At 69.0% G+C, this 21026-nt stretch carries 21 protein-coding genes; 12 read left to right on the top strand and 9 right to left on the bottom strand.

Features of this window, described 5'->3' with window-relative positions:
- Positions 1–34: 34 nt before the first annotated feature.
- Complete coding sequence (dnaE, locus tag AC07Y4_RS15515) at positions 35–3553, bottom strand: DNA polymerase III subunit alpha (protein ID WP_487847132.1); 3519 nt, start codon at positions 3551–3553, stop codon at positions 35–37.
- Positions 3554–3614: 61 nt separating this feature from the next.
- Here dnaE and AC07Y4_RS15510 point away from each other — a divergent pair, with 61 nt between their 5' ends.
- Positions 3615–4400, top strand: coding sequence for a sulfurtransferase (locus AC07Y4_RS15510; RefSeq protein ID WP_062481623.1), 786 nt, complete (start codon positions 3615–3617; stop codon positions 4398–4400).
- A 9-nt stretch (positions 4401–4409) separates the two neighbouring features.
- Here AC07Y4_RS15510 and AC07Y4_RS15505 read toward each other — a convergent pair whose 3' ends face one another.
- The 4 genes from AC07Y4_RS15505 to AC07Y4_RS15490 form a co-directional block, all read right to left on the bottom strand.
- Positions 4410–5333, bottom strand: a complete 924-nt coding sequence (locus AC07Y4_RS15505; RefSeq protein WP_487847133.1) for a pirin family protein — start codon at positions 5331–5333, stop codon at positions 4410–4412.
- A 34-nt stretch (positions 5334–5367) separates the two neighbouring features.
- Positions 5368–5919, bottom strand: coding sequence for a flavodoxin family protein (locus tag AC07Y4_RS15500; RefSeq protein ID WP_070060379.1), 552 nt, complete (start codon positions 5917–5919; stop codon positions 5368–5370).
- A 74-nt stretch (positions 5920–5993) separates the two neighbouring features.
- Positions 5994–6419: a DoxX family protein gene (locus tag AC07Y4_RS15495; RefSeq protein ID WP_487847134.1), complete on the bottom strand. Its 426-nt coding sequence runs from the start codon at positions 6417–6419 to the stop codon at positions 5994–5996.
- Between the two features lie 55 nt (positions 6420–6474).
- Positions 6475–7176, bottom strand: a complete 702-nt coding sequence (locus tag AC07Y4_RS15490) for a pirin family protein (protein WP_487847135.1) — start codon at positions 7174–7176, stop codon at positions 6475–6477.
- 163 nt (positions 7177–7339) lie between these two features.
- On the opposite strand from AC07Y4_RS15490, the gene AC07Y4_RS15485 reads away from it, so the two are divergent.
- The 4 genes from AC07Y4_RS15485 to trmB all read left to right on the top strand — a co-directional run bounded on the left by AC07Y4_RS15485 (position 7340) and on the right by trmB (position 11188).
- A complete protein-coding gene (locus AC07Y4_RS15485) occupies positions 7340–8293 on the top strand; it encodes a LysR family transcriptional regulator (protein ID WP_062481635.1) in 954 nt (317 codons plus the stop codon).
- Between the two features lie 130 nt (positions 8294–8423).
- Positions 8424–9506 carry an NAD(P)/FAD-dependent oxidoreductase gene (locus AC07Y4_RS15480; protein WP_487847136.1) on the top strand — a complete coding sequence of 361 codons (1083 nt, stop codon included), beginning with the start codon at positions 8424–8426 and terminating at the stop codon, positions 9504–9506.
- 6 nt (positions 9507–9512) lie between these two features.
- Positions 9513–10418 (top strand): tRNA glutamyl-Q(34) synthetase GluQRS, encoded by a 906-nt coding sequence (gene gluQRS, locus AC07Y4_RS15475; protein WP_487847137.1) that lies wholly within the window; start codon positions 9513–9515, stop codon positions 10416–10418.
- The gene (gene trmB, locus AC07Y4_RS15470) at positions 10415–11188 is read left to right on the top strand and encodes a tRNA (guanosine(46)-N7)-methyltransferase TrmB (protein WP_487847138.1); all 774 of its coding nucleotides are present in this window, start codon (positions 10415–10417) and stop codon (positions 11186–11188) included. Before gluQRS ends, trmB begins: the two co-directional genes overlap by 4 nt.
- A gap of 21 nt (positions 11189–11209) precedes the next feature.
- On the opposite strand, the gene AC07Y4_RS15465 is transcribed toward trmB, so the two are convergent.
- The gene (locus tag AC07Y4_RS15465) at positions 11210–11773 is read right to left on the bottom strand and encodes an energy transducer TonB (protein ID WP_487847139.1); all 564 of its coding nucleotides are present in this window, start codon (positions 11771–11773) and stop codon (positions 11210–11212) included.
- 84 nt (positions 11774–11857) lie between these two features.
- On the opposite strand from AC07Y4_RS15465, the gene AC07Y4_RS15460 reads away from it, so the two are divergent.
- On the top strand, positions 11858–13027 hold the full coding sequence (locus tag AC07Y4_RS15460) for an ABC transporter substrate-binding protein (protein ID WP_487847140.1): 1170 nt from the start codon (positions 11858–11860) through the stop codon (positions 13025–13027).
- 6 nt (positions 13028–13033) lie between these two features.
- On the opposite strand, the gene AC07Y4_RS15455 is transcribed toward AC07Y4_RS15460, so the two are convergent.
- Entirely contained in the window at positions 13034–13912 is an 879-nt protein-coding gene (locus AC07Y4_RS15455) for a LysR family transcriptional regulator (RefSeq protein ID WP_487847141.1), read from the bottom strand.
- Between the two features lie 75 nt (positions 13913–13987).
- Here AC07Y4_RS15455 and AC07Y4_RS15450 point away from each other — a divergent pair, with 75 nt between their 5' ends.
- Together AC07Y4_RS15450 and AC07Y4_RS15445 are read left to right on the top strand one after the other, a co-directional pair.
- A complete protein-coding gene (locus AC07Y4_RS15450; RefSeq protein WP_487847142.1) occupies positions 13988–14563 on the top strand; it encodes a GNAT family N-acetyltransferase in 576 nt (191 codons plus the stop codon).
- Positions 14560–16083: an MFS transporter gene (locus AC07Y4_RS15445; RefSeq protein WP_487847143.1), complete on the top strand. Its 1524-nt coding sequence runs from the start codon at positions 14560–14562 to the stop codon at positions 16081–16083. Before AC07Y4_RS15450 ends, AC07Y4_RS15445 begins: the two co-directional genes overlap by 4 nt.
- Positions 16084–16089: 6 nt before the next feature.
- Here AC07Y4_RS15445 and AC07Y4_RS15440 read toward each other — a convergent pair whose 3' ends face one another.
- Together AC07Y4_RS15440 and AC07Y4_RS15435 are read right to left on the bottom strand one after the other, a co-directional pair.
- Positions 16090–16782 carry an alpha/beta hydrolase gene (locus tag AC07Y4_RS15440; protein ID WP_062478359.1) on the bottom strand — a complete coding sequence of 231 codons (693 nt, stop codon included), beginning with the start codon at positions 16780–16782 and terminating at the stop codon, positions 16090–16092.
- A 102-nt stretch (positions 16783–16884) separates the two neighbouring features.
- Positions 16885–17607 (bottom strand): Crp/Fnr family transcriptional regulator, encoded by a 723-nt coding sequence (locus AC07Y4_RS15435; protein ID WP_062478356.1) that lies wholly within the window; start codon positions 17605–17607, stop codon positions 16885–16887.
- A 121-nt stretch (positions 17608–17728) separates the two neighbouring features.
- On the opposite strand from AC07Y4_RS15435, the gene AC07Y4_RS15430 reads away from it, so the two are divergent.
- The 4 genes from AC07Y4_RS15430 to AC07Y4_RS15415 all read left to right on the top strand — a co-directional run bounded on the left by AC07Y4_RS15430 (position 17729) and on the right by AC07Y4_RS15415 (position 21022).
- Positions 17729–18319 carry an HD domain-containing protein gene (locus tag AC07Y4_RS15430; RefSeq protein WP_487847144.1) on the top strand — a complete coding sequence of 197 codons (591 nt, stop codon included), beginning with the start codon at positions 17729–17731 and terminating at the stop codon, positions 18317–18319.
- A gap of 22 nt (positions 18320–18341) precedes the next feature.
- Positions 18342–19109, top strand: coding sequence for a class II aldolase/adducin family protein (locus AC07Y4_RS15425; RefSeq protein WP_070060369.1), 768 nt, complete (start codon positions 18342–18344; stop codon positions 19107–19109).
- A 100-nt stretch (positions 19110–19209) separates the two neighbouring features.
- Positions 19210–20088: a bile acid:sodium symporter family protein gene (locus tag AC07Y4_RS15420; protein WP_487847145.1), complete on the top strand. Its 879-nt coding sequence runs from the start codon at positions 19210–19212 to the stop codon at positions 20086–20088.
- Between the two features lie 7 nt (positions 20089–20095).
- Positions 20096–21022 carry a LysR family transcriptional regulator gene (locus AC07Y4_RS15415; protein ID WP_369632573.1) on the top strand — a complete coding sequence of 309 codons (927 nt, stop codon included), beginning with the start codon at positions 20096–20098 and terminating at the stop codon, positions 21020–21022.
- The last annotated feature ends 4 nt before the right edge of the window (positions 21023–21026 follow it).

The following is a 21026-nucleotide window of genomic DNA, read 5'->3' as shown; positions in this document are numbered from 1 at the left end:
AGGCCCCGAGGTTCCCCGGGGCCGCGCGGCCCGATCAATCGTAGACGACCTGCGCCTTGCCCGCTTCGGCCTGCGCGGTCCAGCTCGCGAGCGCCGCATCGGTCGGGAAGAACTTCGCGCGCTCGCCCAGTTGCAGCTCGACCTGCGCCCCGCCCCGCGCCATCGACAGGCGCACGGGCAGGCCGTGCACGAGGTCACCGACCTCGGTCTGCTCGGTGCGCGCCGGAAAGTCTTTCAAGAGGCGCGCGATCTCTGGCACCTTGCCGTTGACCGCCACGCGCAGGAACTTGCCGAAGCGGCAGCGCGCCGAGGCCAGGTCCCACACCTGCTGCACCTGGAAGCGCGCCTCGAAGCCACCGCGCGCGGGCTGCAGCTTGCCGCTCACGATGACGAGTTCGTCGTCCTTCAGCGTGTTGCGGTTGGCGTTGATGAGCGCCTCGTCGGCCGTGGCGTCGATGGACTCCGACTTGTCGTCCAGCTTGAAGATCGCCAGCCGGCCGCGCTGGCCGTTGATGACGCGGAAGTCGCTCACGATGCCGGCGATGACCTGCGGGTCGCGGCTGTCGAGCAGGTCGCCGATCTCGCGCTTGCAAAAGCGCCGCACCTCGTGCGAAACCTCGTCGAACAGGTGGCCCGACAGGTAGAAGCCCACGGCGGTCTTCTCGAAGGTCAGGCGCTCCTTCACGCCCCAGGGCGTGGCATCGACCAGGTCGGGCTCCTGCGTGGCCGAGCCGTGCTCGCAGTCGCCGAAGATGTCGGCCTGCGAGGCGTTGGCCGCCGTGGCAATGGCGAACTCGAAGGCGCGGTCGACCGAGGCGATGAGCGAGGCGCGGTTCTGCTGGATGGCGTCGAACGCGCCGGCCTTGATGAGCGCTTCGACCGTGCGCTTGTTGATGCGCTGGCGGTCGATGCGCACGCAGAAGTCGTACAGGCTCTTGAACGGCCCGCCCTCTTCGCGCGCCCGCACCACGGCCTCGACCGCGAGCTGGCCCGTGCCCTTCACGGCGCCCAGGCCATACCGGATGATCCGGTTGGTGACGGGCTCGAAGCGGTAGTTGCCGCGGTTCACGTCCGGCGGCTCGAAGGTGATGTTGAAGTTCTTCTGGGCGTCTTCGAACAAGAGCTTGAGCTTGTCCGTGTCGTCCATTTCCACGGTCATGTTGGCGCAGAAGAACTCGGCCGTGTAGTGGACCTTGAGCCAGCCCGTGTGGTACGCCAGCAGCGAGTAGGCGGCGGCGTGCGACTTGTTGAAGCCGTAGCCCGCGAACTTCTCCATCAAGTCGAAGATTTCGTCGGCCTTGTCCTGCACGATGCCGTGCGTGGCCAGGGCGCCCGCGCGGAACTTCTCGCGGTGCTCGGCCATTTCCTCGAGCTTCTTCTTGCCCATCGCGCGGCGCAGCAAGTCGGCGCCGCCGAGCGAGTAACCGCCCAGGATCTGCGCGGTCTGCATCACCTGCTCCTGGTAGACCATGATCCCGTAGGTCTCGGAGAGCATCTCGGCCACGGCCGGGTGCGGGTACTCCACGTCTTCGCGGCCGTGCTTGCGCGCCACGAAGCTGGGAATCAGGTCCATCGGGCCCGGACGGTACAGCGCGTTCAGCGCGATCAGATCTTCCAGGCGCGTGGGCCGCGCGTCCTTCAGCATGCCCTGCATGCCGCGGGATTCAAACTGGAACACGGCCTCGGTCTTGCCGTCGGAGAACAGGCGGTAGGTCGGCCCGTCGTTCAGCGGGATGTTCTCGAACGCGAAGTTCTCCTGGCCCTTGTGGCGCTTCATGATGAACTCGCGCGCGATCTCCAGGATCGTGAGCGTGGCCAGGCCCAAGAAGTCGAACTTCACGAGGCCGATGGCTTCGACGTCGTCCTTGTCGTACTGGCTCACGGCCGATTCGCTGCCGGGCTGCTGGTACAGCGGGCAGAAGTCGGTGAGCTTGCCCGGCGCGATGAGCACGCCGCCGGCGTGCATGCCGATGTTGCGGGTCATGCCTTCGAGCTTCTGCGCGAGCTCGACCAGCATGCGCACTTCTTCTTCCTTCTCGATGCGCTCCGCCAGCTGCGGCTCCATCTCGATGGCGTAGTTGTTCTTGTCGCCCTCGATCTTCTTTTCGGGCGGGTACTGCAGCGTCACCGACATGCCCGGCTTGTTCGGAATCAGCTTGCTGATGCCGTCGCAGAACATGTAGCTCATGTCGAGCACGCGGCCCACGTCGCGGATGGCCGCGCGCGCGGCCATGGTGCCGAAGGTGGCGATCTGGCTCACGGCGTTGCGGCCGTACTTGTCCTTCACGTAGTCGATCACGCGGTCCCGGTTGCCCTGGCAGAAGTCGATGTCGAAGTCGGGCATCGAGACGCGTTCGGGGTTCAGGAAACGTTCGAACAGCAGCTTGTATTCGAGCGGGTCGAGGTCGGTGATCTTCAGCGCGTAGGCCACGAGCGAGCCCGCACCCGAGCCCCGGCCCGGGCCCACGGGGCAGCCGTTTTCCTTGGCCCACTTGATGAAGTCGCCCACGATCAGGAAGTAGCCGGGGAAGCCCATGTTCAGGATCGTGTTGATCTCGAACTCCAGGCGCTCCACGTAGCGTGCCCGTTCGGCCTCGCGCTTGGCTTCGTCGGGGTACAGGTGCTTCAGCCGCACCTCCAGGCCCTCGAACGACTCCTGACGGAAGAACTCGCCGATCGGCATGCGCACGCCTTCGCTGATGAAGGGCGTGGGAAAGTCGGGCAGCTGCGGCTTGCCGAGCACCAGCGTGAGGTTGCAGCGCTTGGCGATCTCGACCGTGTTGGCCAGCGCGCTCGGCACATCGGCGAACAGCGCCTGCATCTCGGCGCTCGACTTGAAGTACTGCTCTTCGGTGAACTTGCGCACGCGGCGCGGGTTGCCGAGGATTTCGCCTTCGGAAATGCACACGCGCGCCTCGTGCGCCTCGTAGTCCTGACGTTCAGCGAACTGCACCGGGTGCGTGGCGACCACCGGCAGCTTCAGGCGGGCGGCGAGCTTCACGGCGGCGATCACGTGCGGCTCGTCTTCGGGGCGGCCGGCGCGCTGCAGCTCGATGTAGAAACGGTGCGGGAACATGCCCGCGAGCTGCAACGCCAGTTCGGCGGCGCGCTCTTCCTGGCCCTGCAGCAGCGGCTGGCCCAGCGGCCCGGCCTGTGCGCCCGACAGCGCGATCAGCCCGCCCTGCAGCTCCTGCAGCCATTCGAGCTTGCAGGCCGCCTGCGACTGGCCGCGGCTCACGTTCTGCGTCCAGGCCCGGGCCAGCAGTTCCGACAGGTTGAGGTAGCCCTCCATGTTCTGCACCAGCAGAATGAGGCGGGTCAGCGCGCCGGGCTCCTTGCCCAGCCCGTCGATGAAGATTTCAGCGCCGATGACGGGCTTGACGCCCTTGCCCCGGCCCTGCTTGTAGAACTTGACCGTCCCGAACAGGTTGTTCAGGTCGGTGATGGCCAGCGCGGGCTGCTTGTCGGCAGCGGCGGCCTTGATGACTTCGTCGATTCGATTCGTGCCATCGACGACGGAAAACTCGGTGTGCAGACGCAGGTGAACAAACATCCGTCGATTGTAGGAAGCGCCACCCCACGATGTGGTGCGGCGATCCCTACAATCCCGCCCCGTGCAAGAGATTTTGAATATCGCCGCCTACAAGTTCGTGGGCATCAACGACAGCCCCGTGCTGCGTGAGACCCTGCGCGAGCGCGCGCAGGCCCTGGGCCTGATGGGCACGATCCTGCTGGCGCCCGAAGGTATCAACCTGTTTCTGGCGGGGACGGCGCAGGCCATCCACGCCTTCCTGGCCGACCTGCGCGCCGACGCGCGCTTTGCCGACCTCGAAACCAAGGAAAGCTGGTCGGCCACGCAGCCCTTCCGGCGCATGCTGGTGAAGCTCAAGCGCGAGATCATCCGCATGGACCACCCCGCGATCCAGCCCGCCGCCGGCCGCGCGCCCGGCGTGGACGCGCCCACGCTCAAGCGCTGGCTCGACCAGGGCCACGACGACGAGGGCCGCGAGATCGTGATGCTCGACACGCGCAACGACTTCGAAGTCGACGAAGGCACCTTCGACGGCGCGATCGACTGGCGCATCACCAAGTTCACCGAATTCCCGCCCGCCCTGAAGGCGCACCGCGCCGACTTCGAAGGCAAGACGGTGGTGAGCTTCTGCACCGGCGGCATCCGCTGCGAGAAGGCCGCCATCCTCATGCGCGAGGAAGGTGTGGAGCACGTGCTGCAGCTCGAAGGCGGCATCCTCAAGTACTTCGAGGACGTGGGCGGCGCACACTACCACGGCGACTGTTTCGTGTTCGACGGCCGCCGGGCCTTGGCGCCCGACCTCAGCGCGCGCGCGTCGGACGCCAGCGCCCGGGCCTCGGAAGACCCGGACATCGGCATCAAGCAATAAACAGAAGGCTCAGACCGGCGTGGTGCCCGTGTCGGGCTCGCGCACGCCGAAGGGCTTGCCCGGCAGCGGAATGAACTCGGTCTCGCCGGGCACGTGGCCCATGCGCTGCGCGGCCCAGTCGGCGCCGGCCTCGAGGATGCGCTCGCGCCGGCTCGATACGAAATTCCAGGTGATGTAGCGCGGGCCGTCGAGCGGCTCGCCGCCGATCACCATCAGGCGCACGGCGGCGTCGGCAGTGAACACCGCGCCCTGCCCGTCGGGCAGCACCGCCATCGTGTGGGCGGGCGCCGGCTCGCCGTTCACGCGCGCATCGCCGTCGACCATGTAGACCGCCAGTTCAGGCGCCAGCGCGGGCAGCTCGAAACGGCCGCCGGCCGGCAGCGCGATATCGAGGTAGACCGTCTGCGCCAGCGTCTTCACCGGCGAGCGCACGCCGAAGGCCTCGCCCACCAGCACGCGCACGGGCACGCCCTGCACCGTCAGCTCGGGAATGGCGTCGGCCGGCGTGTGCTCGAAGCTGGGCTCGACCTCTTCATGGGCCTGCGGCAACGCGGCCCACAGCTGCAGGCCGTGGTTCACGAAAGTGTCGGCCAAGAGGCGCTTGGGCTTGCGCTCGGAGTGCACGATGCCGCGCCCCGCGGTCATCCAGTTGATGGCGCCGGGCTGGATCTCCTGCACGCTGCCGAGGCTGTCGCGGTGCATCATCGCGCCCTCGAACAGGTAGGTGACCGTCGACAGGCCGATGTGCGGGTGCGGCCGCACGTCGTGCGCATTGCCGGGCTGCTCGGTGGCCGGGCCGAAGTGGTCGAAGAACACGAAGGGCCCGACCGAGCGGCGCTGCGCCGCCGGCAGCACGCGCCGCACGTTGAAGCCACCGCCCAGATCCTTGTCGTGGGGCCGCAGCAGTTGGATTTCGGGGATGGTGTCGGTCATCGTGGGGTCCTTGTGGGCGAAGTTCGGTGGGGCGTTATGCGCGTGATCTTGCCACCGCGCCCACGCGCTCGCCGAAGGCGCGCGCGGTTTCCAGGTCGCCCTTGGGCATCTCGGCCGGGCTCGCGTCCGAGGGCGACTGCGTGAGCAGGCCACCGTAGCCGCCGACGTAGTTCATCGCGTCGCGCGTGGCCGCCTTGTTGTTGGTCGGCAGGATGCCCATGCTGACCCAGATGCCGCTGTGCTGCATGGCCAGCGTCCACAGGTAGGTCATGGTCGTGACCTTGTCGCCGTTCATCGTGGCGCTGTTGGTGAAGCCGGCGAAGAGCTTGTCTTTCCAGCCTTGCGTGTACCAGACCTTGGACGACGCATCGGCGAATTTCTTGAACTGCCAGCTCACGCCGCCCATGTAGGTCGGCGAGCCGAAGATGATCGCGTCGGCCGCGGCCAGCGTCTCCCAGCCACCGGCCGGCAGGTTGCCGTCGGCGTCGATGGCGAGCAGCTGCGCGCCCGCCCCGTCGGCCACGGCCTGGGCCACGCGCTGGGTGTGGCCGTAGCCGGAATGGAAGACAACGACGATGTTTGCCATGAAACGGATTTCCTCAAAGAAGCGATGAAGTCAGAAGGCTGCGCCCACCAAGTGCGCGCAGCCTGGGTGCGAGCTTATTTCTTGTCGATGCTGAAGCGACCGGCGCCGAAGGCGGCGAAAGCCAGCAGGCCGCCTGCGATGGCGATGTTCTTGAAGAACATGAGCTGGTTCACGAACGCCTTGTCGGCGGGCATGCCCCAGTAGTTGTGGAACATCACGGCCGCGGCCACGGTGAAGATCGCCAGCACGATCGCCGACACGCGCGTCTTGAAGCCGACCAGCAGCAGCAGGCCGAGCCCCAGCTCCACGACGATCGCGATGACTGCCGCCACTTGCGGCAGCGGTGCGCCCACCGAGGAGATGTACCCCACGGTGCCGGCGAAGCCCATGAGCTTGCCGAAGCCTGCGGGCACGAACAGCGCAGCGAGCAGCACGCGGCCGATGAGTGCCAGGGTGTCCTGGGTGGCGTTGGGGGCGGTGGTTGTGGTGGTAATGGCCATGGTGAAACTCCTCGTTGGTTGTTGAAGCGAAAGGAACAAAGAAAAGGACGCCGTCTCAGGCTGTCAGGTCGAACACCAGCACTTCGGCATCCTTGCCGGCGCCGAGCGTGAGTTGCGATTCGCCTTCGAGCATCGCGGCGTCGCCGCCCACGAGCTTCTGGCCGTTGACTTCGAGCTCGCCGCGCACCAGGTGCACGTAGCTCTTGCGTTGCGGGTCGAGCGCCAGGCTGGCAGTTTCGCTGCCGTCGAACAGGCCGGCGAACAGACGCGCATCGGCGTTCACCGTCACCGAGCCGTCGCGGCCGTCGGGCGAGGCCACCAGGCGCAGGTTGCCGCGCTTTTCGGCGTCGCTGAACTGCTTCTGCTCGTAGCCGGGAGTGATGCCGCGTTCCTTGGGCTCGATCCAGATCTGCAGGAAGTGCGTGGTCTCGTCGGCCTTGTGGTTGAACTCGCTGTGCATCACGCCACGGCCGGCGCTCATGCGCTGCACGTCGCCCGGCGGAATGGATTCGATGTTGCCCATGCTGTCCTTGTGCGCGAGTTCGCCCGAGAGCACGTAGCTGATGATCTCCATGTCCCGGTGGCCGTGGGTGCCGAAGCCGGCGCCCGCCGCCACGCGGTCTTCGTTGATCACCCGCAGGTTGCCGAAGCCCATGTAGGCCGGATCGTAGTACCCCGCGAAGGAAAAGCTGTGGAACGAGCGCAGCCAGCCATGGTCGGCATAACCGCGTTCCTGGGATTTACGCACTTGCAACATATCGAACTCCTTGCTGCCCCACCCGGTTCGGGCGCCGGGGCTTTCATCGTGGGCCGCGCCGGATGCGCAGCGGATGAGAAGAATTCTGGACCTCCATCCCCCTCTGAAAGACGCCCGGTTTTGATGGCATCATTCAAATTATTTGAATGATGGAGCCCGCCCCATGACGAGCGCCCGAGACGTCCTCACCCCCGACGCGCTGGCCATGCTGCAGACGGTGGCCACCACCGGCAGCTTTGCCGCCGCCGCGCGCGCGCTCGGCCTGGTGCCCAGCGCGCTGAGCTACCGCGTGCGCCAGATCGAGGACGCCCTGGACGTGCTGCTGTTCGACCGCAGCGCGCGCCAGGCCCGCATCACCGAGGCCGGCGCCGAACTGCTGCGCGAGGCCGCGCGCCTGCTCGGCGAGATCGACGCCGTGGCCAACCGCGTGAAGCGCGTGGCCACCGGCTGGGAGCCGATGCTGACCATCGCGGTCGACAGCGTGATCGCACGCGACCCGCTGCTCGACCTGTGCACCGCCTTCTTCGCGCTCGAGCCGCCCACGCGCCTGAAGCTGCGCGACGAAACCCTGCTGGGCACCATCGAGGCGCTGACCAGCGGCGAGGCCGACCTGGCGATCGGCGCGGTGCTCGATGCCGCGAGCCTGGCCTTCACCGCCACCGGCATCCGCAGCCGCCCCATCGGCGAGTTGCGCTTCGTGTTCGCGGTGGCGCCGCACCATCCGCTCGCGCGCCTGCCGCAGCCGCTGAGCGACGCGGTGCTGCGCCAGCACCGCGCGGTGGCCGCGGCCGACTCGGTGCGCAGCGGGCCGAGCATGACCGTGAACCTCGTCGGCGGGCAGGACGTGCTCACCGTGCCCAGCATGCAGGCCAAGATCGCTGCGCAGCTGCACGGCCTGGGCGGTGGCTTCCTGCCCGAGCCGATGGCGCGGCCCTACATCGAGGCCGGCCACCTCGTCGAGCTGCAGACCGAACGCCAGCCGCCGCTGGGCACCATGCACTGCGCGTGGCGCGTGCGCAGCGCGGGCAAGCCGGGGCGCGCGCTCGCATGGTGGCTCGCGCAGTTCGAGCACGAGGGCACGCGCAAGGCGCTGCTCGAACGGCACCGGGGCCGCTGAACGCCGCGCGGTGCGCGGCTGCAATACGCGGCTGCATAAGGGTCGCCCCCAGCCCGGCGACGCGCGCAGACCGAGGTAGAGTGTGCACGGCCTCCTCAGTCATCACCCTGTCAAAAGAAAAGAGTCCGCCATGCCCAAAGCCAAAGCCCGCGCCACCGCCGACCGCCACCGAACTCCCGCCGCCGCCCGCCACTTCGCCGTGATCGGCGCCGGCATTGCCGGCGTGGCCTGTGCCCGCACGCTGATGCAGGCCGGGCACCGCGTCACGGTGTTCGAACGCGAGGCCACGCCGGGCGGGCGGATGGCGAGCATCGACACCGCCTTCGGCCGCTTCGACAGCGGCGCGCAGTACTTCACCGTGCGCGATCCGCGCTTTGCGCAGGTGCTGGCCACCACGCCCGCGCTGTGCCGCCCCTGGAGCGCCAACCTCGTGCGCGTGCTCGACGCCCACGGCCGCGTGGCCGAGGCGGCGCTGCCCTCGCTGGAGCCGCACTGGGTCGCCCAGCCCGGCATGGACGCGCTCGTGGCCCACTGGGCCGCGCCGCTGGGCGAACACCTCATCACAGGCACCCAGGTCACCCGCATCGAGCCCGACGCGCTCGACGCCACCCGCTGGCAGCTGCGCACCGCCGGCGCAGACGATTCGCAGCATGTGTACTCCGGCTTCGACGCCGTGCTGCTGGCCGTGCCGCCCGCACGCACCCGCGAACTGCTGGCCGGCGGCGACCGCTCGGCCACGTTGAGCCGCAAGATCGAACCCGTGCGCATCGCGCCCTGCTGGACGCTGATGATCGCCTTCCCCCAAGCCAACCAGGCCAACATGTCGCACCTCGGCCCGCAATGGAACGTGGCGCGCAGCACCCACCACCGCGTGGCGTGGCTGGCGCGCGAATCGTCCAAACCCGGCCGCGAGCGCGTCGAGCGCTGGACCCTGCAGGCCAGCGCCAAGTGGTCGGAAGAACACCTGCGCGACACGCCCGCACGCATCGAGGCCAAGCTGCTGCGCGCCTTCTCGGAAATCACCGGCATCCACGCCACGCCCAGCCATGCCAAGGCGCGCTGCTGGCCCGAGGCGCAGACGCAGGTGCCCGTGGGCCAGACCCACCTGTGGGACGCCAAGGCGCGCATCGGCATCGCCGGTGACTGGTGCATCGGCCACCGCGTGGAAGACGGTTTCGTTTCGGGCCTCTCGCTGGCCCTCGCCGCTCTCTAAGAAAGGATGCGCGCCACCGGCCGCTTCGCGCCCTCGCCCACCGGCCCGCTGCACGCCGGCTCGCTGGTGGCCGCGCTCGCGAGCTGGCTCGACGTGCGGGCGCGCGGCGACAGTGCGCGGTGGCTGGTCCGCATCGAGGACGCCGACACCGAGCGCTGCCTGCCCGGCATGGGCGAGCACATCCTGCGCCAGCTCGCCGATTGCGCCCTGCTCCCCGACGAACCGCCCGAGTGGCAGACGCGGCGCACCGCGCACTACGAGGCGGCGCTGGCCGCACTGCAGGCGCGCGGCCTCACCTACCCCTGCGGCTGCTCGCGCAAGGACATCGACCTGGCCCTGGCCCGGCTCGGCCACGCGCACGAACGCCACGGCGAGCGCGTCTACCCCGGCACCTGCCGCGACGGCCTGCACGGCAAGCCCGCGCGCGCCTGGCGCTTTGCCGCGCACCGCATGCCGGCCGGCGACCTGCACTGGCACGACCGCCGCCTCGGCCCGCAGCAGCAGGACGTGCAACGCGAGGTCGGCGACTTCGTGCTGCGCCGCGCCGACGGCCCCTGGGCCTACCAGCTGGCCGTGGTGGTCGACGACGCCGAACAGGTCGTGACCGACGTGGTGCGCGGCGAGGACCTGGCCGACAACACCGCGCGCCAGATCCTGCTGCAGCAGGCGCTCGGCCTGCCCACGCCGAGCTACCTGCACACGCCGCTGGTGCGCGGCGCCGACGGCGACAAGCTCTCCAAGCAGAACGGCGCCACGGCCATCGACACCGCCACGCCGCACACCGCGCTGGCCGCGCTCGACACCGCTGCGCGCGCCCTCGGCCTGCGCCCCACGGCCGCCGGCCACTGCACCGCCGCCCTGGCCGGCTGGGTGCCCGAATGGCGCGATCTCTACAATTCGCGGCCCTCATGAACATTCCCGACACCGTGTCCAACGACCTCCCGCCCGGCGACGACCTGCCCGCATCCCCCGAAGACGACGCCACCGACGGCAAGCCGCACCCGCTGCACCGCCGCCTCAAGAGCTTCGTGAAGCGCGCCGGCCGCACCACCGACGGCCAGGCCCGCGCCTTCGCCGAGCTGGGCCCGCTGTTCCTCGTGCCCTACACGCCCGAGCGGCTCGACCTCACGGCTGCCTTCGGCGGCCGCGTGGGCCCGACGGTGCTGGAGATCGGCTTCGGCATGGGCGAGGCAACGGCCCACATCGCCACGGTGCTGCCCGAGACCAACTTCCTGTGCTGCGAGGTGCACGAGCCCGGCGTGGGCGCACTGCTCAAGCGCATCGGCGAGCAGTCGATCTCGAACATCCGCATCTGCGCGCACGACGCGGTCGACGTGATCGACCACATGCTGCAGCCCGGCACGCTGGCCGGCGTGCATGTGTTCTTTCCCGACCCGTGGCACAAGAAGCGCCACAACAAGCGCCGCCTGATCCAGCCCGAGTTCGTGACCAAGCTGGCGCAGCACCTGCGCCCCGGCGGCTACATCCACTGCGCCACCGACTGGCAGCCCTACGCCGAGCAGATGCTCGAAGTGCTGGGCGCCGAGCCACTGCTGCACAACACCGCGCCGGACACCGGCTACGCGCCCAAGCCGGCGTACCGCCCGCTCACCAAGTTCGAGAACCGCGGCCTCAAGCTGGGCCACGGCGTGTGGGACCTGGTGTTCGAAAAACGCGCCTGAGCGCGCGTCACCGTCCCCCGCTCACTCGACGAGCTTGAAGCGGAACGGCAGCCGCATGCGGGCGCGCACCGCACGCCCGTCCGCCGTGCGCGCCGGGTCGAAGTGCCATCCCTTGAGCGAATCGGTCGCTGCCTGCGACAGCAGCGGGTGCGGCGAGCGTTCGACGCGGATGTCTTCGGGCTTGCCGTCCACGCCGACGAAGAAGGCCGTGACCACCAGGCCCTCGATGCCCTCTTCCACCAGCGCGGACGGATAGCTGGGATAGCGGCGCTGGCGGATCACCGGCTCCGTCACGACCGCGTCCGCCGCGGCCCGCGGATCGGCGCGCGGCGCCGCCATGAGGGTCGGCCCCGGCGGCAAGGCCATCGGCGGCCCCGCCAGTGGCAGCGGTGGCGGCTCGATCCTCGATGGCGGCGGCAGGGGCGGCGGCTCGATCATCGGTTGCGGCGGCTGCGGCGCCGCCACGGGCACGAAGACCTCCGGCGCGGGCAGCGCCTTTTCCACCACCTTCGATGGGGGCGGCACGACGCAACCGGCGAGCGCCGCGCACATCCCTCCCAGAACCCAGGACACAGTTGTTTTCATCAGGGCAATTCTGGAGCACCCGCGCCTTCCGCCCTGGCCTCGAAATTGCTACACTTTTTTACTATTGTTAGCAAAAGGTAGCCAATGAACGCGTCTCGCAGGACATGGCTGGGAAAAGCCTCCGCAATGCTGCTTCTGGGAAGCGGCCTCGGCATCACCCGCCCCTTGCTGGCACAGACGCCACGCCCGGCCGCCGCCGGGGCCCGCGTCGTCCTGCTCGGCCAGTCGGTGCCGCTCACCGGCAGCGCCAACGAGATCGGCAACGCCTTCGCGGCCGGCAGCCGGCTCGCCGTGAGCGACTTCAACACGCGCAACGCCGCCACCGGCCTGCAGCTGAAGCTGCTGCAGCTCGACGACGGCTACGACGCCGCGCGCGCCACCACCAACGCGCGCACGCTGCTGGGCGCGAACAAGGCCGACATGCTGTTCGGCTTTGTCGGCACCGCCAGCAGCGAGGCCGGCGCCAAGGTCGCCACGCAGCAGGGCAGCCTGCTCTTTGCGCCCTTCGCCGCCTCCGACACGCTGCGCGGCCCCGAGCATCCGAACGTGTTCCATGTGCGCCCCGGCATGATCGACGAGGCCCTCAAGATCGTGCGCCAATGCGCCACCGTGGGGCAGCAGCGCATCGCGCTGGTGGGCGACGACGACGCCATGGGCCGCGCCGGCCTGGCCGCCGTGCAGCAGGCCGTCACCGAACTCAAGCTGCCGCCGCTGGTCGCCAGCGCGCTGGTGCCCGCCGGCGCCGACAAGCTCGACGCCGCACTGAAGACCGTGCAGCAGCAGACGCCCCAGGCCATCGTGCTGGTGTCGCTCTCGGGCACCACGGCCGGCGCCATCCGCAAGCTGCGCAAGAGCGGCTACACGGGCAACTTCATGGCCTTCTCGATCGTCGGCATCGACCCGCTCTACGCCGAGCTGGGCAAGGACATCGGCGGCATCGTGATCTCGCAGGTGGTGCCCTCGCCGCGCCCCTCGGCCATTCCGATCGTCAAGGAGTACCTCTCGGCGGTCGACAACTCCGACCAGACCGCGTCCTACGAAGGGCTCGAAGGCTTCATCGCCGCCAAGGCCGCGGGCGAGGCCGTGCGCCGCGCGGGCCGCGGCTTCAACACCGCGACGCTGCAGCGCACGATGACGGCAATGACCGACTACGACGTCGGCGGCTTCCGCATCAACCTGCGTCCCGGGTTGCGCGACAACGTGCGCAGCATCGACCTCATCAGCATCTCAGCCGACGGTCGAGTCCTGCGCTGAAACGCGTCACACCGCGCCGTCGCCCAGCAGCTCGGTGAAGCGCTGCTGCACATACAGCGCCGTCGCACCGAGCGGGCGCCCCGGCAGCCACAGCATGCGCACCGACAACCGCGGCAAGGCCAGCGACGGGCACGGCACCTCCTTCAGCGCCTTGCTGAAGCCCTCGTAGCGCGCGATGTTGATGGGCAGCACGGCCCAGCCCAGGTTGTCGGCCACCATCTCGGCCGTGCTGTAGAAGCTGTCGGAGCGCCACACGCGCGGGCTGTAGGCCACCTCGTGCACGTCGTCCGCATGCATCAGCAGCTGGCGTTGCCGCGCCAGGTCCTGGCGCCGCACGGTGCGGCCGTCGGCCAGCGGATGGTCGCTGGCCACGAACACGCCCTGGCGCACGCTGCCGATGTGGCGCTGGTCGAAGCTCGCGCGCACCGGGCCGCGGTCGAAGTGAAAGGCCACGCTGGCGCGCTCCTGCTCGACGTAGTCGGCCACCTCGGTCGCGGTGCCATTCAAGAGCGTGAGTTCGAGGCTCGGAAACTTCACCGACAGCTCGCGCATCAGCGTGCCGATGGCGGTGTACGGCAGGGCTTCGTCCAGCGCGAGCGACAGCGCGGCCTCGTCGCCTTCGTGCAGCGAGCGGGCGCGCTGGTCGAGCTGCTCGGCCTGCCGCAGCAGCTCACGTGCTTCGAGCAGCAGCACCCGGCCCGCGTCCGACAGCTGCGCGTTGCGGCGCGAACGGTCGAACAGCGCCACGCCGAGGTCGACTTCGAGCAGCCCGATGGCAGTGCTCACGGCCGACTGGGCCTTGCCCAGGTGGCGCGCCGCGGCCGAAAACGAACCGCACTCGGCGGTCGTCACGAACTGGCGCAATTGGTCGACGGTCCATTCCATTTCGGCCACCTACTCATCTATTTATCAGATGGATTTCATCTTTATTCATTCATTTTAATGGCGCAACATGGCGTCATGACGAATGCAAACAACAAGACGACACCGGCGTTCGAACTGAGCTGGTGCAGCGATCCTTCCCAGGCGCAGGCGTTGACCGCCCTGTTCCTGCAGCAACTTTCCCCTGCCTACATCTCGCACTCCGAGTTGCAGGAGCAGCGCGCCGTGGCCCTCGGCGAATGGCGCAGCGACCTGCCCGCCGTCTTCATGGCGCAAGTGCGCGAGACCCTGGCGCTGGACCCGGCCACCGCCCACGCACGCGTGGCCGTCGCGCGAACCGATGGCGCACTGGCCGGCTTCGCGCTGGTGTCCATCGACGACACCGGCCGCGCCGCCCGCAGCTTCGCGACGCTCGACGACCTCGTCGTCGATGCGCGCTTCCAGGGCATGGGCCTGGGCAGGCGGCTGTTCGACTGGGTCTGCGCCGAACTGCAGCGCCACGGCATCCAGCGCCTCTTTCTCGAAAGCGGCATCGGCAACGCCCGCGCGCACGACTTCTTCCACGCCCGCGGCTGCACGACGGTGTCCGTGACGATGCTCAAGGAACTGGACGGCACCACCGCACAGCCGCACGACCGGAGGGCCACGCCATGAACGGCTTGAACCCCACCGCCAAGAAATGGATCACGCTCGGCATCGTCTCGATGGCGCTGCTGCTGATCGTGGTCGACATGACCGTGCTCTACACGGCGCTGCCCACGCTCACGCACGACCTGGCCGCGTCGGCCACCGAGAAGCTCTGGATCCTCAACGCCTACACCGTGGTCGTGTCCGGCTTCCTGCTGGGCATGGGCGCGCTGGGCGACCGCGTGGGCTACCGGCGCATGTTCGTCGCGGGTCTTTCCGTGTTCGGAGTGGCCTCGCTGTGCGCGGCCTACGCGCCGAACCCGGCCGTCCTCATCGCCGCGCGGGCCCTCTTGGGCGTGGGCGCATCGATGATGATGCCGGCCACGCTGGCGATCCTGCGGCTGGTGTTCACCGACGAGCGCGAGCGCGCCGTGGCCATCGGCGTGTGGGCCTCGGTGGCCTCGGGCGGCGCGGCGCTCGGGCCCGTCGTGGGCGGCGTGCTGCTCGAATACTTCTGGTGGGGTTCGGTGTTCCTCATCAACGTGCCCGTGGTGGTGCTCGCGCTGGTGCTGGCCCTGTGGCTGCTGCCGACGCAGAAGAACACCGGCACGCGCCCGTGGGACTTCATCGGCTCGGTGCAGGTGCTGGCGGGGCTGGTCTTCCTCGTGCTGACCATCAAGGAACTCACCAAGTTCGCGCCCTCGGGCACGGCGGCTGCCATCACCGGCATGCTCGCCGCGGTGGCCATGGCCCTCTTCGTGCGGCGCCAGCGGCGCAGCAGCGCGCCGCTGATCGACTTCCGCCTGTTCCGCAACGCGTACTTCTCGGGCGGTGTGATCGCGGCCATCGTCGCCTCGGTGGCGCTGATCGGTGTCGAGCTGGTGTTCAGCCAGCGGCTGCAGCTCGTGGTCGGCCTCACGCCGTTGCAGGCGGGCCTCACCCTGCTGCCGCTGCCGCTGGCCGCCTTCGTGGCGGGGCCGCTCGCGGGCCTGCTGCTGGCACGCGTCGGCTCGCGCCCCGTCATCCTGGGCGGCCTCGTGACCACGGCGCTGGCGCTGTGCGCGCTGGCACTGGCGGTCGATGCCGCAGGCCTGCTCAAGCCGGCCATCCTGGTGCTGCTGGGGCTGGGCGTGGGCGCGACCATCACGGCGGCGTCCAACGCGGTCATGAACAACGCGCCCGTCGAACACGCCGGCATGGCGGCGTCGATCGAGGAGGTGTCGTACGAACTCGGCGGCGTGCTGGGCATCGCGCTGCTGGGCAGCGTGCTCTCGGCGAGCTACACCGCCGCGCTGGTCATTCCCGACGGCCTGGCCGTGCCGGCCTCGGCCGGCGACAGCATCGACGCCGCGCTGCTGGCCGCCGAAACGCTGCCCGCGCCGGTCGCCTCGCAGCTCGTGGCGCTCGCGCACACGGCCTTCGACCAGGCCTTCTTCTCGGTGATGGGCGTGGCCGTGGCGATCGTGGTCGCAGCGGCCTGCGCCGTGGCGTTCCTCGGCTGGCGGGCCCGCCCGAGGGGTGCGCAGCGCACCCGGCGCTGCGCGTAGCCGGCCTCAGGCAGCGCTCGCGGCTTCGTCGATGAGCGCCGCCACGGCCTGCGGCTGCGAGGCCAGCGAGGCATGGCTGGCCGCCAGCGTGATGACCTTCTTCGCGCCCAGGCGCGCCGACATGCGCTCCTGGTTCACCGGCGAGATCATGCGGTCCTCGCTCGAGATCTGGTACCACGACGGCTTCTTCTTCCAGGCCGGCGCCGTGATGGTGTCGCCGAAGGTGCTGGCCAGCGGCGCCTTCTGCGTCAGGCCCATCACCAGGCCTTCTTCGGCGCTCAGGTCCTGGCAGAAGCTCTCGTGGTATTTCTCGGGTATCACCCACAGGTAGCCATCGCTGTCGGGCGCCAGGTTGGGCACGGCCACCGGCGGATGCTCCTGCGTGATGCCGCCGGGGCTTTCGCCCGCGTCGGGTGCGAAGGCGGCGATGTAGACCAGCCCCACCACATTGGGCAGGTCGCCAGCCTGCGTGATCACCGCGCCGCCGTACGAGTGGCCGACCAGCAAGACCGGCCCCTGCACCTGCGCCACCATCTTGCGCGTGCGCTCGGCATCGTCGGCCAGCGAGGTCAGCGGCAGCTCGACCGCGCGGATGGCCGTGTGGCCCTTGCGCAGCAGCTCCACGATGACGTTGTGCCAGTGCGCCGCACCACCCCAGAAACCATGGACCAGGACGACCGTCGGTTTGTTGTTGCTCATGATTCGCCACCTTCCAGTGAAGAAATAAGACACCGGGCCGCCGGAATGACGGGCCGGGAAAGTCTTATACGCCTGCGCCCTGCCCGCGCTGTGACAAGACCCTCAGCCGGTGCGCACCAGCCCCTGCAGCGCCTCGAGCGACAACAGCTCGATGCGCCCGTAGCCCAGCGACACCACGCCCTCGGTGGCCAGCGCGTTGAGCTCCTTGGACAGCGTCTGGCGCGTCACGCCGAGCATCATGGCCAGCGCCTCCTGCGACAGCATGAGTTCGTGCCGCAGGTGCACCGACTGCGTGGCGTCGCCGCGCGCCAGCACCAGCAGCCGGTGCGCCACGCGCGCGCGCAGGCTGCGCAAGGTCGCGTCTTCGGCCAGGCCGTAGAGCATGCGCACGCGCGCGGCCAGCATGGCGGCGATGGCGTTGGAAAACACCACGTCGCGCATCTGCCGCACGAAGGCCTCGGGCGGCACCACCAGCAGGTCGAGCGCTTCGAGCGCGGTGGCGTCGTGCGTGCGCGGCGAGCCGTCGATGAGCGTGATCTCGCCGAACCAGTTGCCCGGCTCCAGCACCGCCAGGATGGCCTCGCGCCCGTCCTGGCGCAGCGACGAGATCTTGATCGTGCCCGCCACCAGCCCGTAGAAGCCGCCGCCCGCCGCATGGATCGGGTCGCCCTGGCGGAACACCATGGTGCCGCGCCGCACATGCAGCAGCTCGGCCGCGCCCAGCAGCGCGTCGCGCTGCGCGCGCGGCATGCTGGTGAACCAGGGGTTGCCGTCGAGCGCGGCGCGGTGCGCGGCCGACAGGCGCGGCTTGGTCGAGGTGGCCATAGAGGGAAAAAAGGCGCCTGAGGCGGGTTTACCAGAACCTCGCATTGTCAAATTCTTGACAGTTGAAGGTCAAGCGCAGGTCTACAGTGGCCGCCATCCCCCAGAACGGAGACCCCACACGATGAACGCACGGGCAAGTTTCAAGCGCATGCAGGACAGCACGCGCGAAGACTGGCAACTGATCGGCGGCGAGTTCATGCAGTTCGCGGGCGGCCTGCCCGCGCGCGTGATCAAGCACCTGCAGATCCTCGAAGGCGACTACGGCGGCTTTCCGGTCGACCGCTACACGCACTCGCTGCAGACCGCCACGCGCGCGCTGCGCGACGGCCGCGACGAAGAGTACGTGGTGTGCGCGCTGCTGCACGACATCGGCGACACGCTGGGCAGCTTCAACCATCCCGACATCGCCGCCGCCATCCTCAAGCCCTTCGTGAGCGAGGCCAACCACTGGATGGTGCAGAACCACGGCATCTTCCAGGGCCACTACTTCTTCCACCACATCGGGCTGGACCGCAACATGCGCGACAGCTTCAAGGACCACCCGCACTACGAGCGCACCGCCGAGTTCTGCGCGCTCTACGACAACCCGGCCTTCGACCCGAAGGCCGAGACCCTGCCCATCAGCGAGTTCGAGCCCATGCTGCGCCGCCTGATGGCGCAGCCCAAGCAGAGCGTCTACAAGACAGTGCTGCAAGAGCCGACCGCCGCTTGATCAAGACAAAGGACACACCCCCATGAACGCCACCTCCGCCTCCGAAATCCAGAAGCTCGTCTCCGCCGAAGAATGGCAGCTGCGCGTCGACCTCGCCGCCTGCTACCGCCTGGTGGCGCTGTACGGCTGGAGCGACCTCGTCTTCACGCACATCAGCGCGCGCGTGCCCGGCCCCGAGCACCACTTCCTGATCAACCCCTACGGCCTGATGTTCGACGAGATCACGGCCTCGAGCCTGGTCAAGGTCGACCAGCAGTGCAACAAGATCATCGACTCGCCCTACCCCGTGAACCCGGCCGGCTTCGTGATCCACAGCGCCGTGCATGCCGCGCGCGAAGACATCCAGTGCGTGCTGCACACCCACACCCGCGCCGGCATCGCCGTGAGCGCGCAGAAGAACGGCGTGCTGCCCATCAGCCAGCAGTCGACCTTCGTGCTGGCCTCGCTGGCCTACCACGACTACGAAGGCGTGGCCTTCCGCGACGACGAGAAGCCGCGCCTGCAGGCCGACATGGGCCACGCCAACTTCCTCATGCTGCGCAACCACGGCCTGCTGACCTGCGGCAAGACCATTGCCGACGCCTTCCTTTCGATGTACACCTTCGAAAACACCTGCCAGATCCAGATCGCCGCGCAGGCCGGCGGCGGTGAACTCACGCATGTGGACCCGAGGATCATCGACGGCGTGGGCCAGGCCATGAAGGTGCAAAGCGGCGGCCTGGGCGGCATGTTCGTCTGGCCTTCGCTGATCCGCAAACTCGACCGCATCGACGACAGCTACAAACAATAAGACAGACGTCGATCCCGGTTTCCACGGCTGCCAGCGCCCGCGCGACGGGTGCCGGCAGCCATTTTTTTAAGCAGAAGAACCCAAGAGGAGACACCACCGCATGGACACCACGCTCATCGTGACCCGGTTCCTGTTCGGCGCGCTCGCGCTCGTGATGTTCGGGCTGGGGCTGTCGCTCTCGCTCGAGGATTTCCGGCGCCTGTTCAAGCATCCGAAGGCCGTGACCATCGCGCTCGTGCTGCAGGTCATCGGCCTGCCGCTGGCCTGCTACGCGATCATCGTGGGCTTCGGCCTGTCGCCGGTGTTCGCCATCGGGCTGATGCTGCTGGCGGCCTCGCCGGGCGGCATCTCGGCCAACCTGTTCTCGCACCTGTTCGGCGGCAACGTGGCGATGAACATCTCGCTCACGGCCGTGAACACGCTGCTGTCGATCGTCACGCTGCCGCTCATCGCCAACTGGGCCATCGGCCACTTCGCGCAGAGCGGCCAGGTGGTGCCGCTGCAGACGCGCAAGCTGGTCGAGGTGATCGCCATCGTGCTGGTGCCGGTGGCCATCGGCATGGTCGTGGCGTCGCGAAGGCCCGGCTTCGCGGCGCGCATGGAAAAGCCGACCAAGATCTTCAGCGCCGTGGTGCTCGCGGTGGTCACGGTGCTGGCCATCGCCAACGAGTGGAAGAACATCACCACCACCTTCGCCGAGATCGGCGTGCCGGTGCTGCTGTTCAACCTCGTGAGCCTGCTGGCCGGCTACTACCTGAGCCGCGCCGCCGGCCTCGACAAACCGCTGGCCACCGCCATCAGCTACGAGATCGGCATCCACAACTCCACGCTCGCCATCTTCATCGCAGTGAGCGTGCTCGGGAGCTTTCCGCTCGCGCTGCCGGCCGCCATCTACTCGGTCGTGATGTACATCACCGCCCCACTGTTCGGATGGCTGTTGCTTCGGCGCGGCCAGCCCGCCGCCGTGCCTGCGCCATGATGCGCGCATGGAACTGAGACAACTGCGCTACTTCGTCAAGGTCTGCGAGCTGCGCAGCATGGGCCGCGCGGCGGTGGAGCTGGGGGTGGTCACCTCGGCGCTGAGCCAGCAGATCAGCCGGCTCGAAAGCGAACTCTCGACCCGCCTGCTGCGCCGCCATTCGACCGGCGTCATGCCCACCGACGCCGGCCTGGCCTTCCTGCATCAGGCGCAGCTCACCCTGCGCCACGCCGACGACGCCGTGCGTGCCGCGCAGCAGGCACGCCTGTCGGGCCATGTGAGCGTGGGCCTGGCACCCACCACCGCCACCGTGCTCGGCGTGCCGCTGATGCAGGCCATGCAGGCGCGCTACCCCGAGGTGCGGCTGCACATGGTCGAGGCGCTGTCGGGCCACCTCACGACCATGCTGCACGCGCGCCAGCTCGACCTGGCCGTGCTGTTCCAGACCGACACGCCAAGGCGCTGGAGCGTGTCGCCGCTGCTGGCCGAAAAGCTCTTCGTGATCGCCTCGCCCACCCTCACGCCGCGCCCCACGGGCAAGAAGGTGCGCCTGTCGCAGCTGGCCGAGGTGCCGCTGATCCTGCCCAGCGGCAGCCACGGCCTGCGCGCCACGTTGATGGCCGCCTTTGCGCGGGCGCGCGTGGCGCCGCGCATCGTGGCCGAGGTCGACGGCCTGGCGCTGCTGATGGACGCGGTGCGCGCCGGCCACGGCGCCACCATCCAGCCCGGCGCCGCCACGGCGCGGCACGACCGCGACGACCTCGAACTCACGCAGATTGCCGACGCGCATGTCGGGCGCCGCAACCTGCTCGTGAGCCTGTCGGACGACGAACTCTCGCCCGCCGCGCTGGCCGCGCGCGTGGTGGTCGCCGAGACGGCGCGCACGCTGGTCAGCGAAGGCCGCTGGGCCGGTGCAAGTCTTCTCGAAAGCTGAACAC

Source organism: Variovorax sp. GW460-12-1-14-LB1 (assembly GCF_059423605.1).
The sequence above is the reverse complement of the archived record's forward strand: the minus strand, read 5'-3'. Positions and strand labels throughout refer to the sequence as shown.